Genomic DNA, 16,442 nt, shown 5'->3' on the forward strand with positions numbered 1-16,442 from the left:
TGCACAGTGCGTTTGTTGGTTTTTATACTGTACATTTTCGTAAAATTCTTGGATCATAGGCGGCGTAAATACTAAAGATAATAAAAAGGGTTACTGTGAGGTTTGTAGATGAGGCCGTAATTACCGTGCATGCGGGTAAGGGTGGCAATGGTTGTGTGAGTTTTCGACGTGAGAAATATGTCCCTAAAGGCGGACCTGATGGCGGTGATGGCGGTCATGGTGGAAGTGTGTTTATGTTGGCAGATGAGAATGTTAACACTTTGATTGACTATCGTTATCAGCGTAATTACCAAGCGCAAAGTGGCAAACCTGGTGAAGGTAAGAAGTGTGCGGGCAAAAAGGGTGAGGATTTATACCTTATCGTTCCCGTTGGTACGATTGCTTATGAAGCAACCACTAATCAAAAAGTCGGTGAAGTGCTTAAAAATGGTGATACGTTGAAATTGGCACAAGGTGGACGACGTGGTATTGGTAACGTTCATTTCAAAAGTAGTACCAACCAAGCACCAAGACAATTTACCTATGGTGAAGAGGGGGAGTCTTTTGAGATTCGTCTAGAGCTTAAGCTATTAGCTGATGTCGGTTTACTAGGTTTGCCCAATGCGGGTAAATCAACGTTAATTCGAGCGGTTTCCGCGGCAACACCGAAGGTCGCTGATTATCCATTTACCACGATGTATCCTAATTTAGGCGTTGTTCGTGTTGGGCAATATGAAAGCTTTGTTATTGCAGATATTCCTGGGGTTATCGAAGGTGCTGCAGAAGGCGCTGGATTGGGTTTGAAGTTTTTGAAGCATTTAACACGTACCAAATGTGTGTTGCATATGGTCGATGTGTTACCGGTTGATGGCTCAGATCCGATTGAAAATTATCACAAAGTTGAGAATGAGCTTAAAAAGTACAGTGAAGCACTTTATAAAAAACCACGTTGGTTAGTGCTCAATAAAATTGATCAATTACCTCAGAATGAAGTTGATGACATTTGTGAGCATATTTTGCAAGGTATTGGTTGGAATAAAAATGAGCCTTACTTCTTTATTTCCGGGATGAGTGGGCAGAATACCGAAAAAATGTTGCAAAAAATTATGACAATGCTAACGTCAAAGGACTCTTGGAAATAGATCCTATCAAAGGAGCTTATGTGATAAAAAAAATTAAAAAAATAGTCGCATTAACTACGGCAGTTCTCGTATTATCAGGCTGTAGTGCAATTAATCAATTCTTTAATGGTCAACAGCAAAGCGCGCCAGTAACCAATATTCCAACACAGCAAACCTATTACACGGTGCAAATTAGTGATTCATTGTATGATATATCCCGTCGCTTTAATGTCACTGAAAGAACACTTATCTTATGGAATAAGCTTAAATCGCCTTATGTGCTCACACCTGGATCAACGATTCGTGTCGGGCCTTTGCCAGGTGAGAAAATTCGGCGTGATGGGCAAATGTATACCTATCAAGGTGGTGTGTTAGTGCCAGTGGGCACAAATAAACCAGTGGCGAATACGAGCTCAATCGGAACAGGCTCTAAAGTTTCAGCCGTATCGGAGTCGACGAGTGTTTCTAATCAGCATGCAAATAATATCCCTGTGATTGATCCTGATGCAGCTCCTGTAGCACAAAGCCAAAGTGTGCAGTCAGCACCAGTGGCAGCCACAGCGCAAGATAAAGTGATTAATCAAGATAAAGAGCTAGATATGCATGATTTAGCGCAAAACGATGATAATGTGGGTGTTGTGATACATCATATCGCGAAAAGCAAAACAGGGTTTTATACCGTTCAATCAGGTGATTCTTTGCTTGAGATTGCGGTTGCCAATAATGTGAGTTTAGCTGATCTTCAAGCGTGGAATGATATTAAAGAACCGAGTATGATTTATGTTGGTGAGAAATTGCGTGTTGCTACACCTGAGCAACATTCATCAGCTGAACAAAAAACTGTGGCAGTCAAAAGTATGACGCATGAGTCAGTAACAAAAGCCAAACCAGTTAAGGCTGAAACAGTTGATGTGAATAAGGAAAATAAAGCAACTGAAACAAAGGCTGCTAAATCCCCAGTAGCAACCGTCGCAACACCTGCAGTAGCAGAAAAAACCAAGACCAAACCAATTGTAACAAAAGCTTCATTACCAAATGGCAAAACCGTTGCCGGTATTTCATGGCAATGGCCATTAAAAGAGTCCGGTAAATTTGATAAAGATGGCATTGATCAACAGCGTGAGATTGATGTACCTCAAGGCACGGAAGTTTATGCCGCAGCCACAGGTAGTGTGCTATATGCTGGTGTTGGTATGGGCGGCTATGGGCAGATGGTAATTGTCAGTCACAAGGATGGCTATATCTCAGCGTATAATAATTTAAGTAGTATAAGTGTGAAAGAGTCGCAAGATGTGACACAAGGTGAGCTTTTGGGTGCGGTTGGTAAATTTAATGGTGCCAGTGCATTAGGTTTTGAGATTCGCCAGAATGGAAATGTTGAGAAGTTATCGCAATTTTATGCATTTTAATTACCCCTCACCCGTGCGACTTAAGCCGCACGACCTCTCCCGCAAGGGGAGAGGTAATAGTCGATGCGCAGGGGGGTATCGCATATGCCCGATGAACATATGCATTACGCAGGGGCATATTGCATACGCCCAATCAATAAATAATAAGAAAACACAAGGAGCCAAGTGAATGAATACACGCAAAGAAACCGATAGTATAGGCGAGATTGAGGTTGATAATAGTAAATACTGGGGTGCGCAAACCGAGCGCTCTTTAGTTCACTTCTCGATTGGTCAGGAGCGTATCCCACATGAAGTCATTAAGGCGATTGCCATCTTAAAGAAGTCTGCCGCAATGGCGAATTGTGATTTAGGTATTTTGCCAGAGGATAAAAAAGCACTGATTACCCAAGTAGCAGATGAGATTATTGACGGTAAACACGAAGATCAATTTCCATTACACGTGTGGATGACAGGCAGTGGCACGCAATCAAATATGAATGTTAATGAGGTGATTTCTAATCGCGCGATTGAGATTGCTGGCGGTACGCTTGGCAGCAAAACACCTGTTCACCCCAATGATCACGTGAATATGTCGCAGTCCTCCAATGATACATTTCCAACGGCGATGTATATCTCAGCAGCAGTAGCTGTTAAGAAGACATTGATTCCTGCTGCTAAACTTATGCATAAAGAACTCACCAAAAAAGTTAAGAAATGGGACAAGGTCGTTAAGATTGGGCGCACCCATATGCAAGATGCCGTGCCATTAACCTTGGGTCAAGAATTTTCAGGCTATGCTGAGATGTTGGCACAAAATATTGCTCGTTTAGAGTATTCACTTATCGATGTTTATCAATTAGCGATTGGAGGCACTGCCGTGGGTACGGGCTTAAATGCACCCAAAGGCTTTGCTGAAAAGGCATGTAAATATATAGCTAAAATCACGGGACTTCCCTTTGTATCAGCAGCTAATAAATTTGCCGTACAAGGCTCGCATGATGCATTGGTTGCACTAATGGGGCAGATCAAAGTGTTGGCAAATTCATTATTTAAGATTGCTAATGATATTCGCCTTTTAAGTTGCGGACCCCGCGCGGGATTTCATGAGCTTTTGATTCCCTCGAATGAACCAGGATCATCCATTATGCCAGGCAAAGTCAATCCAACACAGTGCGAGGCAATGACGATGGCATGCGCGCAAGTTTTTGGACTAGATGTTGCCGTAACCATCGGTGGTAGTGCGGGCTATTTAGAGATGAATGTTTATAAACCAATGATGATTTATAATATTTTGCAATCAATCAATATTTTATCCGATAGCATGCTTAACTTTAGTCATTATTTACTTGAAGGGACTAAGCCTAATAAGAAAAAGATCGATGAGTATTTGCGCAATTCCTTAATGCTAGTAACGGCATTAAGTCCTGTCATTGGCTATGATAAGGCATCACAATTAGCGCATTATGCTGATGAGCATGACACGTCATTAAGTGAAGCGAATAAAGCGTTGAAGTTTTTATCACAACAAGAATTTGATCAAGTTGTTGATCCGTATAAGATGGTGTAAGCAATGGCAGAAAAAGAGCAGATGGCAATTGAATTTGTAAAGCCTAAGCATTATTTGTTAGCCGATTTATTGGCTGCAGTGACGGCAGAAAACAAGCATGAGGAGATTGGACTTTAATAAAAGTGATATATCTGTGGATTAGAAAGTGAATATAAAATAGTAGGAGATTATTATGAGTGAAATTTGGAATATTAAAATACAAGTGTCGGATTCATATAAAAAGTGTGAAGTCAAAAGTACAATGACGTTAGAAGAATTATGCCCATTTATATTGAAAAGCTTTAAATTTGATAATGACCATCTGCATGAATTCTACATGGGAAAGCGAACGAGTAGACCTTATGGTGACAATGTTATCAAATTTAAAAATCATCAAGAAAGTGAAATTACATTGGATGATTTATTTCCAAATGATGAGCAGCTTAATTTATTTCTGCACTTTGATTTTGGTGACAGCTGGATATTTCGTGTAATGAAATACAAAAAAGACGCAACCTATAATAGTCGAGCTAAATATCCAAGAGTAGTAAGCTCAGTAGGTGAGAACCCAATGCAGTATCCAGAGTATGAAGATGATGTCTATTAGACTGCGCTTAAATCATGTTTAATTTTGATATTCTCATGTATGCCAGAAAAAATGATTCAATTACTTTAAAATCACACTGTTTTAAATGTTGTGTACTTATCTTGTGGTTTATTCTTGTTTTATTACCGCTACAATCACTATATGCCAATACAATTAAAGTCTTTACAGTGGTATCCCTTTCACCCAATACCACAGCAATTATTCATGATGTGATTGAACAAGCAACAAAAGAGAACGCTAAGGCTGAGATTAATACCAAACTCATCGGCAGTATTTACTATACTGGGCAGCCTAAGTATTATGAAAACTACCAGAATATTGGGTCCTTTCAAGCGCTTAATGTTGAGAAAATTATTAGTTTAGCACCTGATTTAGTGATTACATGGGCGGGACAAACGCAACCGCAAGTGATTGCTTTGCTCAAACGTTTTGGCATTAAAGTCGCCATTTTTAATGCCGAGGATCTTAAATCATTAGCAACGACATTTGCCGATATTGGTGCGAGTATTCAATTAAAAAACGCAGGGATTGCATTGCAACAAAGCTTTGTAACACAACTTCAGGCAATCATTAAACACAAGGCTACAGCATCAATTATTAATCATCATAAACCAAGCGTATTGTTGCAATTAGCAATGCAACCGATTTTTGTTGCTGGAGGTAGCGGGATTTTAAATGATATTGTGGTGCAATGTGGCGGCGTGAATGTATTTAAAGATATCGATAACGTCAGTTTTCAAACAAATATCAATGCGATTGTTGAGCGTGATCCTAGTATAATAATCATGTTATCGAATATAACTAAATGGCATATTGACCAAACATCGATGTGGCAGCGTTGGCAAGATTTATTAGCTGTAAAAAATAAACACGTTTTTCAGTTGTCATCTGATGGAATTTCGCAGTTTTCTCCACAAATATTAACGGGTGTCAAAAATATCTGTGATATATTAGGCGCCGCAGATTAGTTTACTGAAGTTACGCACTATAGAAAAAACTATGATTTTATAAACACCCCGTCAGCCTACGGCTGCCACCCCTCTTGCAAAGAGGGGAATGGGGCGATGGTGATTTTAATTCCCCTCTTTGCAAGAGGGGTGCCAAGCTTGCGAGGCGGGGTGTTGAAATAGTAAGAGTTCGTAACTTCAGCTACTTTACTATTATTCTGCAAGAAAATAACAGGAGGATGATTTATGTTGCATAGTGCTTTTTTTGGGGAATTGCTTGGTTGCCTTGTGTTGATACTCTTGGGCGGTGGTGTGGTCGCAGGTGTTTTATTAAAACAATCCAAAGCGGAAAACAGTGGTTGGATGGTCATTACCGCAGGTTGGGGATTTGCGGTGATGATGGCAGTGTTTGTCGCCCAAGCCGCAGGCTCGCCACAAGCAGATATAAATCCCGCAGTCACCTTAGCTAAATACTTATTAGGAGGAGTTTATCACTCCTTTGGCGAAGTTTTATTATTATGGATTGCACAAGTGATTGGTTGCTTTTTAGGAGCAGTCCTTGTGTGGCTTGCCTATTATCCACATTGGCAATATACCGATAATGCGCACTTTAAGTTAATGGTATTCTCAACCTATCCGGCAATGCGTCATAAGGGCAGCAATTTTGTCACGGAACTTATTGCAACAACATTGTTAATTGTATTTGTCGGCGCCCTGATTAGCTATGGTAATCAATTACCCTTTGCCAATGGCTCTTTACCTTATGTCTTTGGTTTTGCCATTTGGGGGATTGGTTTATCTTTGGGCGGTCCCACAGGCTATGCGATTAATCCGGCGCGTGACTTGGGACCCAGAATTGCGCATGCTTTGTTACCCATTAAAGGTAAAGGGTCAAGTGATTGGAGCTATGCATGGGTGCCAATATTGGCACCCCTAGTAGGCGCAGTTCTAGGATTTGTGTTGATTCGTTTATTTATGTTTTAGGCTGGAGCATTGTTACAACCTTCAAAGTTTCTAGTGTAGACTAAAACTAATCCAACATTAGTTAGTTTAACGTCGTCAACTAGATTTCTATAACTATATTGAAGATCTAGGTGTACTTTCTTTCCTCTATGTGGAATCTTATCAGCTTTAAAGAAAAATCCACATATAACACTGTCCTTAGGCAATCTAAGTGTTGTCTCAATATCAGATAGACGTGCTAGTGGGTATACAGTTTTTTTACCAGCATTAATTGTAAAGGTAGGAGTAAGTGGTGGCTTTGACATATAGCTAGGTAAAGGTATTTTTATCCCTTGAGATGTTATTAGAGATGCATGAAAATCTATGGCTGCACTTTTTCCATTGTTTTTAATGTCTAAAATAAAAGCTTTAGTGTTTGGTTCTTGAATCCAAGAATAAGCTTTAGATTGAACAATATTTAAATCTACAGGGTATTCGTAACGCAGATTAGTTTGGGATAATTGATAAGACGTGTAACTTAAGTAAAGCGCAGCTATTGAAATGGCTAAAGTAGCTAGAGCAAAACATCCTTTAAAAAACAAAGGAAAATTTATTCTCATATAACTAAACCTGCGATAAGGGCAGACAAGAAACTCACCATAGTAGCACCAAAGACTAAGCGCCAGCCGTGGCGTGAAACAAACTTAGCGCGCTCGCCATTTAAGGCAGCAACAGCACCAACGATAATGCCAATCGAGCCAAAGTTGGCAAAAGACACTAAGAAAATCGAGATAATCGCAACGCTGTGCGTTGAGAAGTGTGCCAATTGATCTTTTAATGACAACATCGCAACAAACTCGTTAGAAACAAGCTTGGTTGCCATAATGCCACCGGCTTGAACGATTTCATTGCTCGGAATGCCAAGAAGCCATGCAATTGGCGAGAACACATAGCCTAAAAGGGTTTGAAAGCTAATCCCAAAGATGCCATTGAAAATGCCATTTAACATTGCCAGCAATGCAATAAAGCCAATTAGCATGGCGCCAACAATAATGGCGACTTTAAAACCATCAAGAATATATTCGCTTAACATCTCAAAGAAAGCTTGCTTTTTATCGTTGTGGAGGCTCATATCTTCAAAGCTTTGCTCTTTCGAGTAGTCATACGGATTGATGATATGTAAGACGATAAAAGTGCTTAACATATTTAAAATCAAAGCAGCAATGATGTATTGTGGGTCAAGAATTTGCATGTATGAACCAACGATACCCAAAGAAACCGTTGACATCGCTGTGGCTGCCATTGTGTACATTCTGCGCTCTGAAATTTCAGGCAGAATATTTTTATAGGCGATGAAATTCTCAGATTGTCCAAGGATAAGCGAGCTTAATGCGTTAAAAGATTCAAGTTTGCCCATGCCATTGATCTTAGATAAGATCCAGCCGCCACCGCGGATAATAAGCGGTAATATTCTTAAATACTGCAAGATACCAATTAAAGCGGATACCAAAACAATTGGCATTAATACATTAAAGAAAAAGACGAAGTTTTGAGGTACGACTGAGCCAAAGACAAACTTGGTTCCTTCCATCGCGTATTGCATGACATAATCAAACCCACTTGAAATGACGCTGATAATGTCAGCGCCAACAGCTGATTTTAATAAGAAATAAGCGACGATAATCTCGATGATAATCAGCTGAATAATAAAACGTGCTTTAATATTTTTACGATTCATGCTCGTGAGATATAGGATCACAGCAAGAATGATCAATGCGAGTAAAAAATGCAAAATTTTTAGCATTGTGTGGTAACTCCCTCGTTAGTTGAATTTAGGCAAACGGGCGCATCTTAATACTTTTGGATTAAAATGTCATGTAATTTAGGAATTTCAAATTGAAGCAATTGACCAACTAGGGCAAACCATTTACCATTGTCTATCATTTTGTTTTATAGATAATAACTGTTTCATGTATATCACACTTTTTATAAAAAAAGATTGCCCGTATTCGCATAGCGCACGCATTGCCTTGGAAGAAAAACGTATGAGTTTCAAGGTGGTTGAGTTAGATGAAATCATTGATAAAGAAATGATTTTAGAATTAAACCCTGAAGGAACGTTACCGATTTTAAAAGAGCGTGACTATGTCATTTATGATCCTGAGGTGGTGATGCTTTATATTGATGAGCGTTATCCGGCACCTTCACTGCTGCCAAACTATCCGGTTGAGCGCGCACGTACGCGCTTGGCAATGACACGAATTGATCGTGAGTGGTATTCACTGCTGAATTTTATTTTGTGTGGTACTGATCAAAAAAAGGTTGAAGAAGCTAAAGTGGCATTGGTTGATAGCTTTCGAGCAATTGAACCGATTTTTTCAGAGAATGAGTTTTTTATGTCAGATTCGATGACTTTGGCGGATTGTTCACTGGCGGCATTGTTGCATGCTTTGCCAGCGCAAGGTATTCCGCTTGATGAGTCATTAGGGGATATTACCAAATATGCTGAGCGTATTTTCGCGCGCGAGTCATTTCAACGCACCTTACCAAAACAGGTTAAGAAAGTTTATCGTCGTCACTAGGAGTTCATCGTATGTGGGCAGATCATGCCATTAATTATTTATTTTTCGTGCTTGAGGCGGCAACGATTGTTATTGCTATAGTTATTGCCTTTGGGTTTATCTTGGCTTTATCACTAAAGGGTAAAGCGAGTAACAAAAAAGGGCAGTTGGTTGTTAAATCATTAAATGAAGCTTATCAACAACGCCAAGAGCAGTTAGCGCATGAAGTGCTAAATAAATCAGCATTTAAAAAAATGCATAAGGCAAACCAAGAGAAGCTAAAGCTTGCACATAAAGCGCAACATGATGATTTGAGTAATGTGTTTGTCATTGATTTTAAAGGTGATATCAAAGCCTCACAAAGTGAAGCCTTAGCAGAAGAAGTCAATGCTATTTTGCAGATTGCCAATAAAAATGATGAAGTCGTTATCCGCTTAGAAAGCCCAGGCGGGGCGGTTAATGGTTACGGTTTAGCCGCCGCACAATTAGCGCGCATTAAAGAGGCTAATCTTAAGTTAACAGCGGTGATTGATCAAGTTGCCGCGAGTGGTGGCTATATGATGGCATCAGTTGCTGATACGATTATCGCCTCACCTTTTGCCATTGTTGGCTCGATTGGTGTCGTGGCACAATTGCCAAATATTCACCGACTTCTTAGCGATAAAGGGGTTGACGTTGAGCTACACACTGCAGGCAAATATAAGCGCACTTTGACAATGTTGGGTGAGAATACCGATGAGGGACGTGAAAAATTTAAAGAAGAGCTTGAGGTGGTGCATAAACTTTTTAAAGAGCATATTGCCCACTTTAGACCGAACTTAGATATTGAGAAAGTGGCAACAGGTGAGTACTGGTTTGGGCAATCTGCTTTGGAACTTAATCTAGTTGATGCGCTTAAAACAAGTGATGCCTATTTGTTGGATAAATACCAGTCAGGATCATTAAAGTTATTCCATATCGAATATAAAACAAAAAAATCAAAACTCTCGAGTATGTGTCACAGTGCATTGAAAGTCTTTCAACGCGTTGGACCATGAGCTTCAATAAATGACTGATATTGATATAAGTGTTTTTCATGCTGATTTTATTGAGCAAATCAAAGCGTCACTAGCGCAAAATCGTTTAGCACATGGGATTTTATTAAATAATATTGATCATTTGCCACTTGAACCATTACTGACTAAACTCACGACTGTTTTATTAGAGCATGATATTGTAGATGATCTGGCGACAGCTGCGGATGTTTTTTATCTGAAATCAGATGATGGGCAAATCAAGATTGATCAAATCAAAAATCTATTAGAAGGTATCTATCTAACAAGCCACGGCGCTAAAGCTAAGGTGATTATCCTCTGCCCACTGGAAGCCTTAAATACATCTGCTGCCAATGCGCTATTAAAGAGTTTGGAGGAGCCGCCAGAGAATACTTATTTTTTGATGACAACCAATCAATTACAGTGGATTATGCCAACATTGCGCTCGCGCGTACAAGTATTTGATCTGGCGTTAACATTGGCGCAAAAGAAAGCGTATCTCAGACAAAAGTATCAAATGAATGATGAGGATATTGCCAAAGCATTAGCGATTAGTAAGGCTGATCTGCGGGTGATTGATCGCATTAAGACAGATAAGAGTTTCTGGCAACTACGTAAAGAGCTGATACAGGTTATTCAAGGTCAGTTGTCGCCCTTGGCATTAACTATTGATATCAATGCCTATTATCAGGATGCGATTTATTGGTTAACCAGTTTACTGATTGATGCTTATTATTATCGTTTGGACTCATTACAAACCATGCCAACACAAGAGCAAAAAGCGTTATTAGAGGGATTGATTAAGCGCTATGACCATATTGCTTTATATGGTTTTTATCAGCGCCTACTAAAGCTTAAAGCCTATGAAGGTAAGCATTATAACGTCAATAAACAACTAGCTATTGAGAGTTTTTTGATAGAGTTGAGTGCTTGATTTTAACTGGAGTTATGCACTTTAAAAAATAGAAAAAAACGATGATTTTATAAACACCCCGTCAGCCTACGGCTGCCACCCCTCTTGCAAAGAGGGGAATTGGGCAATGGTGATTTTAATTCCCCTCTTTGCAAGAGGGGTGCCGAGCTTGCGAGGCGGGGTGTTGAAATAGTAAGAGTTCGTAACTCTAGATTTTAAGAGCAATTATTTTTTATGATCAATATGCTTGGCAAGAAAAATTCCTTGACCAATAACAAATACAAAAGTAATTCCAAGCATGCCAAAGAGCTTAAAGTCTACCCAAATATCTGTTGAGAAATTATAAGCAACAATAAGATTAATCGCGCCTAAAAATAAAAAAAACACACCCCAGATATTATTAAGGCGTTTCCAAATTTTTTGTGGCAGTTCAATGCTTTCTTCCATCAGGCGTTGAATAATCGGCTTTTGCATTAAATAGGTTGAAAAGATAAAAATTACACCAAATAACCAATTCACAATCGTTACCTTCCATTTGATCAATGCTTCATCATGGAAGTAAACGGTGGCACCTCCCAAGATTAACACCAAGACAAAAGTCACAACATGCATCATTGACACTTTGCGATAGCGGATAACTTCATAGGTTAGCTGAATTGCGGTGGCGATGATGAGTGCCACTGTCGCAGTGTAGATGTCATACATTTTATAGACGACAAAAAAGATGATAATAGGGAAAAAGTCAAAAAGCAGTTTCTTCATGTTCTCTCCAGAGAGGGTTAGTGGTACACTTAGCACAAATTTTCGCGACCAGTATAAAGTAAGAAGCTGCTATGAGCCAATACATTGAAATAAATCCTTACTCATCGAATAAGGCTGTCTTAGCAGAAATTGTTAATGCCTTAAATGATGGCAAGGTGATTGCCTATCCGACAGACTCAGGCTATGCCTTGGGATGCAAGATGGGCTTGAAAAAACCGTTGCAGCAAATAAAAAAGATTCGTGATTTGAATGATAAACATAATTTCACAATTATTTGTCGTGATTTATCTGAGATCGCGCAATATGCCAAGGTTGATAACAGTGTTTATCGTTTACTCAAAAGGGCAACACCGGGTGGTTACACCTTTATTTTGCAAGCAACGAGTAAAGTGCCGGGATTGATGTTAAACAAAAGCAAAAAAACCGTTGGCATTCGTGTGCCGGATCATCCAGTACCTTTGATGTTAAGTGAGGCTTTAGGCGAACCGCTATTAAGTACCACCTTTATCTTGCCAGATCAGGATAATGCGCTTGTATATAGCGAGGATTTTGCCAATGAACCCTGTGCGCAGATGATTGATTATATTCTAGAGTCGGATTATTGTGGTTATGAACCAACAACGGTTGTGGATATGACCGAAGTCCCTGTCGAAATATTGCGTGTTGGCAGTGGTGATATCAGTATATTTGAATAATTTAGGAAGAAAATGCAGGATCAATATTACAGTATTATTAATGAACAGTTATTACAGCCATTTGATTTAAGTTTGGAGAAATTAAAAGGCTTACTGGACTTATTAAGCCAAAAGCGAATTGATTTTGGTGATTTGTATTTGCAAAAGATAATCTCTGAAAGCTGGATGTTAGATGACGGTGTCGTCAAACATGGCAGCTTTGGTATTGAGCAAGGCATTGGTGTCAGAGCCGTATTTGATGGTGAGACAGGCTTTGCTTATGCTGATGATTTGCATCTGAACACCATTGAGAAACTCATTAAAACGGCACTTTACCTATTAAAAGACAGTGCTAATCCCTATAGGGTTGAAAAACTTAACACGCCACACATTATTCGCCATTATCCAGCATTGTCCCCATTGGATAGTATGCCTGCGGAAGATAAAATTGCACTGCTTCATCAAATTAATGCTTATGCTAAATCATTAGACAGCAATATCGAGCAAGTCACGGTTTCCATTGCCTCGAATATGGAAATGGTGTTGATCTTAAATACCGATGGTTTGTGTGTAATGGATGTAAGACCGTTGGTGCGCATGAATGTCAGTTTAATTATGGTTACTGATGATAAGGGAGATCAAAAGCGCGAAAGCTTTTCAGCCGGTGGCGGTGGGCGCTATGACTATCATTACTTCACTGAGCATAATCTATGGAAGTCTTATGTTGATGAAGCATATAAGGGCGCTAAAACTAATCTTCAGGCAAGTCCTGCACCTAGTGGTAAAATGCCAGTGGTGCTTGGATCAGGTTGGCCTGCAGTACTTTTGCATGAAGCAGTAGGGCATGGTTTAGAGGGTGATTTTAATCGTAAAAAAAGCTCACATTTCTCGGGAAAAATCGGACAGAAAGTTGCCTCAGAGAAATGCACGGTAATTGATGAAGGCTGTATTGCCAATCGTCGTGGCTCGCTTAATTTTGATGATGAAGGAACACCGACTCAGAAAACGGTGTTGATTGAAAACGGTATTTTAAAAGGCTATATGCATGATCGAATTTCAGCGAAAGCTTTTGGTGTATCAGCAACGGGTAATGGCAGAAGGCAATCCTATGCGCATTTACCATTGCCAAGAATGACCAATACCTATATGTTGCCAGGCGAGGATACGCTTGAGGATATGATCCAAAGCATTGATCATGGAATTTATGCGACTCATTTTAATGATGGTCAAGTGGATATTACCTCAGGGCAATTTGTATTTGTAATGGATCAGGCATATTTGATCAAAAATGGTAAGATTATGCACCCAGTCAAGGGCGCTTCTTTGATTGGTCACGGTCCGGAAGTAATGCAAAAAATCTCGATGGTTGGCAGTGACTTTGCTTTGGATAAAGGCATTGGCGTTTGTGGCAAGGATGGACAGTCTGTGCCTGTTGGTGTTGGGCAAGCCAGTTTAAAGATCGATGAAATAACGGTTGGTGGTTGTGAGTAGAAGTGTATAACTTCAATAAAAAAATGGATGAGATAAAGAAGATGAGCAATAAAGGAAAGGCAATAAGTAATGCTAAGAAAGCAATACTATTGGTTAATTTGGGAACTCCTGACTCATATCAAGTCAAAGATGTGCGCAAATATCTTAAAGAATTTTTGTCTGATCGGCGTGTGATTGAAGCATCTTCATTCATTTGGCAACCCATTTTGCGTTTGTTTATTTTGCCATTTCGCTCCCCTAAAACCGCTAAGCTTTATGAAAGTATCTGGTTTCAAGATAAACAATTATCACCTTTGATGTATTACACACAAGCTCAAGCACGTAAACTCGCCGATAAGTTAGGCAATGAGGTGATCGTTGATTTTGCAATGCGCTATGGTGAGCCATCGATTAAAGCAAAGATTGAGGCGTTGAGTGTCCAAGGCGTTACTGAAATTACTATTGTGCCACTTTACCCGCAGTACTCAGCCACAACAACGGCGTCTGTATATGATGAGGTTTTTCGTGTATTGCAAACAATGCGTTATCAACCTAATATTGTTGGTGTTGCCCCGTATTATCAGCATCCTGCTTATATTAAGGCATTAAAACAGAGTGTTTTAAGTTATCTGGAGACGATCGATTTCACGCCAGATGTGTTGTTACTGTCATTTCATGGTATTCCACTGGAGTGTGTACAAAAGGGTGATCCGTATCAAGCACATTGCTTACAAACCTTTGAACTACTTAAAAGTGCACTGAGTGAAACAAAGCTAGATATTCAACTATCTTTCCAATCTCGCTTTGGACCCAAAGAGTGGCTTAAACCATATACAACAGAAGTGTTGGCAAATCTTGCCAAAAAGGGCAAAAAAAATGTGCTAGTAATGGCGCCAGGATTTGCTTCTGATTGCTTGGAAACCTTGGAGGAATTAAAAGAGACGGAACGCGAGACATTTTTAAATGCAGGTGGTCAGCATTATGCCGTTATCCCATGTTTGAATGATCGTGATGAGCATATTGAGATGTTGAAAACCATTATTGGTGAGTAATAACGATGACGCTGCAAAAGCCAGAAGTTCTTCTTTGGTTTCGCCAAGATTTAAGAATTATCGACAATCCAGCGCTGAATGCAGCACTCAAAAGTGGTGTGGTTCTGCCGATTTATATTCTTGATGATACTGATTCACAAGACTGGCAAATGGGTGCAGCGACTAAAGCATGGCTTCATTATGCATTGCAATCTTTAAATCAGACACTTCATCATCGATTACAATTTTTTATAGGTGACCCTTATGAGATCATTATTGAGCTTATTGATCGCTATGATATTAAGCAGGTATTTTGGAATCGCTTATATACACCATGGCACGTCACGCGAGATAAACATATTAAGGCGCAACTAAAAACGCACGCAATAGATGTGCACAGTTTCAATAGCAGTTTATTGTGGGAGCCGTGGGAGGTATTAAAGAGTGATGGCCAGCCTTACAAAGTCTTTAGTGCATTTAAGCGCCAAGCATTGCAAGTCATGCCGCCAAGAGCGCCAGTAGATGAGATTAAAGAGATGCAAAGCTGCTTAACTGAAGTTAAAGTAAGTAATAGCAGTTTGGCGGATCTAAACTTATTACCTCAGCATGATTGGTCAGAGAAGGTATTATCACATTGGCAAATCAGTGAGAAGGCGGCGCATGATTATTTAGCAACCTTTATTGAGCATCATTTACATGATTATCAGCATAATCGTAATATTCCAAGCTTAAGTGCAACATCTAAGCTTGCGCCTTTTTTACATTTTGGGCAAATTTCACCACATATTATTTGGGAGAAGGCACGCCAAAGAAAATGCGATAAAGATAACAAACAGACCTACTTATCAGAGATTATATGGCGTGAGTTTAATTATGCTTTGCTCTATCATTACCCACAATTAAGTGATCACAATTGGCAGCAAAAGTTTGATCACTATCCATGGCAAGACAATAAGAGATTATTAACAGCATGGCAACAGGGTCAAACAGGTGTTCCAATTGTTGATGCTGGAATGCGGGAGTTATGGCAAACGGGGTTTATGCATAATCGCGTTAGAATGATCGTCGCGTCATTTTTGACAAAGAATTGTCATATTCACTGGCGCCATGGTGCTAAATGGTTCTGGGATTGCTTATTTGATGCTGATTTAGCGAATAATAGTGCCAATTGGCAATGGGTTGCCGGAAGTGGCGCTGATGCCGCTCCTTTTTTTCGCATATTTAATCCAGTCACTCAAGGGCAAAAGTTTGATAGTGATGGTGAGTACATTCGTCGCTATTTATCTCAATTGAGTCAACTTCCGAATAAGTATTTATTCTCACCGTGGTTGGCACCGGAGAGTGTTTTAAAACAAGCTGGTATCACTCTTGGTAAAGATTATCCTTATCCAGTTGTTGATCTTAAAGTCTCAAGAGAGGAGGCGTTAGCAAATTATAAAGATTTGTAGTTTTAGTATGGCGTAG

General features: G+C 39.6%; 16 protein-coding genes. 13 read left to right on the plus strand and 3 right to left on the minus strand.

The genetic code is table 11. The features are described 5' to 3' along the window. Positions 1–95: 95 nt before the first annotated feature. The 6 genes from cgtA to NYP54_RS00515 all read left to right on the plus strand — a co-directional run bounded on the left by cgtA (position 96) and on the right by NYP54_RS00515 (position 6,575). On the plus strand, positions 96–1,121 hold the full coding sequence (gene cgtA, locus NYP54_RS00490) for an Obg family GTPase CgtA (RefSeq protein ID WP_117001142.1): 1,026 nt from the start codon (positions 96–98) through the stop codon (positions 1,119–1,121). A gap of 20 nt (positions 1,122–1,141) precedes the next feature. Beyond that, entirely contained in the window at positions 1,142–2,509 is a 1,368-nt protein-coding gene (locus tag NYP54_RS00495; protein ID WP_283156688.1) for a LysM peptidoglycan-binding domain-containing protein, read from the plus strand. 169 nt (positions 2,510–2,678) lie between these two features. Continuing rightward, entirely contained in the window at positions 2,679–4,058 is a 1,380-nt protein-coding gene (gene fumC / locus NYP54_RS00500; protein ID WP_283156689.1) for a class II fumarate hydratase, read from the plus strand. A 172-nt stretch (positions 4,059–4,230) separates the two neighbouring features. Beyond that, positions 4,231–4,644 carry a hypothetical protein gene (locus NYP54_RS00505; protein WP_283156690.1) on the plus strand — a complete coding sequence of 138 codons (414 nt, stop codon included), beginning with the start codon at positions 4,231–4,233 and terminating at the stop codon, positions 4,642–4,644. A gap of 35 nt (positions 4,645–4,679) precedes the next feature. Beyond that, a complete protein-coding gene (locus tag NYP54_RS00510; protein WP_283156691.1) occupies positions 4,680–5,612 on the plus strand; it encodes an ABC transporter substrate-binding protein in 933 nt (310 codons plus the stop codon). 225 nt (positions 5,613–5,837) lie between these two features. Next, positions 5,838–6,575: an MIP/aquaporin family protein gene (locus NYP54_RS00515; RefSeq protein ID WP_283156692.1), complete on the plus strand. Its 738-nt coding sequence runs from the start codon at positions 5,838–5,840 to the stop codon at positions 6,573–6,575. Here NYP54_RS00515 and NYP54_RS00520 read toward each other — a convergent pair. Both NYP54_RS00520 and NYP54_RS00525 read right to left on the minus strand, forming a co-directional pair. After that, on the minus strand, positions 6,572–7,153 hold the full coding sequence (locus NYP54_RS00520; protein ID WP_283156693.1) for a hypothetical protein: 582 nt from the start codon (positions 7,151–7,153) through the stop codon (positions 6,572–6,574). The genes NYP54_RS00515 and NYP54_RS00520 overlap by 4 nt on opposite strands. Beyond that, entirely contained in the window at positions 7,150–8,337 is a 1,188-nt protein-coding gene (locus NYP54_RS00525; protein WP_283156694.1) for a nucleoside transporter C-terminal domain-containing protein, read from the minus strand. Before NYP54_RS00525 ends, NYP54_RS00520 begins: the two co-directional genes overlap by 4 nt. 166 nt (positions 8,338–8,503) lie before the next feature. Here NYP54_RS00525 and NYP54_RS00530 point away from each other — a divergent pair, with 166 nt between their 5' ends. From NYP54_RS00530 to NYP54_RS00540, 3 genes are read left to right on the plus strand one after another with little or no spacing between them, the layout of a single operon-like run. After that, positions 8,504–9,115: a glutathione S-transferase N-terminal domain-containing protein gene (locus NYP54_RS00530; RefSeq protein WP_283156695.1), complete on the plus strand. Its 612-nt coding sequence runs from the start codon at positions 8,504–8,506 to the stop codon at positions 9,113–9,115. A gap of 11 nt (positions 9,116–9,126) precedes the next feature. Next, on the plus strand, positions 9,127–10,131 hold the full coding sequence (gene sohB, locus NYP54_RS00535; protein ID WP_283156696.1) for a protease SohB: 1,005 nt from the start codon (positions 9,127–9,129) through the stop codon (positions 10,129–10,131). A 10-nt stretch (positions 10,132–10,141) separates the two neighbouring features. Further along, positions 10,142–11,062, plus strand: coding sequence for a DNA polymerase III subunit delta' C-terminal domain-containing protein (locus tag NYP54_RS00540; RefSeq protein ID WP_283156697.1), 921 nt, complete (start codon positions 10,142–10,144; stop codon positions 11,060–11,062). A gap of 204 nt (positions 11,063–11,266) precedes the next feature. Here the strand turns inward: NYP54_RS00540 and NYP54_RS00545 are convergent, their stop codons facing one another. Beyond that, positions 11,267–11,803: a septation protein A gene (locus tag NYP54_RS00545; protein ID WP_151193744.1), complete on the minus strand. Its 537-nt coding sequence runs from the start codon at positions 11,801–11,803 to the stop codon at positions 11,267–11,269. Between the two features lie 71 nt (positions 11,804–11,874). Between NYP54_RS00545 and NYP54_RS00550 the strand changes: the two genes are divergently transcribed. From NYP54_RS00550 to NYP54_RS00565, 4 genes are read left to right on the plus strand one after another with little or no spacing between them, the layout of a single operon-like run. Beyond that, positions 11,875–12,498, plus strand: coding sequence for an L-threonylcarbamoyladenylate synthase (locus NYP54_RS00550; protein WP_151193745.1), 624 nt, complete (start codon positions 11,875–11,877; stop codon positions 12,496–12,498). Between the two features lie 12 nt (positions 12,499–12,510). Then, positions 12,511–13,968: a metalloprotease TldD gene (gene tldD / locus NYP54_RS00555; protein WP_283156698.1), complete on the plus strand. Its 1,458-nt coding sequence runs from the start codon at positions 12,511–12,513 to the stop codon at positions 13,966–13,968. A gap of 41 nt (positions 13,969–14,009) precedes the next feature. Then, positions 14,010–14,999: a ferrochelatase gene (gene hemH / locus NYP54_RS00560; protein ID WP_283156699.1), complete on the plus strand. Its 990-nt coding sequence runs from the start codon at positions 14,010–14,012 to the stop codon at positions 14,997–14,999. Between the two features lie 5 nt (positions 15,000–15,004). Continuing rightward, the gene (locus NYP54_RS00565) at positions 15,005–16,426 is read left to right on the plus strand and encodes a deoxyribodipyrimidine photo-lyase (RefSeq protein ID WP_283156700.1); all 1,422 of its coding nucleotides are present in this window, start codon (positions 15,005–15,007) and stop codon (positions 16,424–16,426) included. Positions 16,427–16,442: the final 16 nt, after the last annotated feature.

It is taken from the genome of Cysteiniphilum sp. QT6929, from assembly GCF_030035755.1.
In the GTDB taxonomy this organism is placed as follows: Bacteria; Pseudomonadota; Gammaproteobacteria; order Francisellales; family Francisellaceae; genus Caedibacter; species Caedibacter litoralis.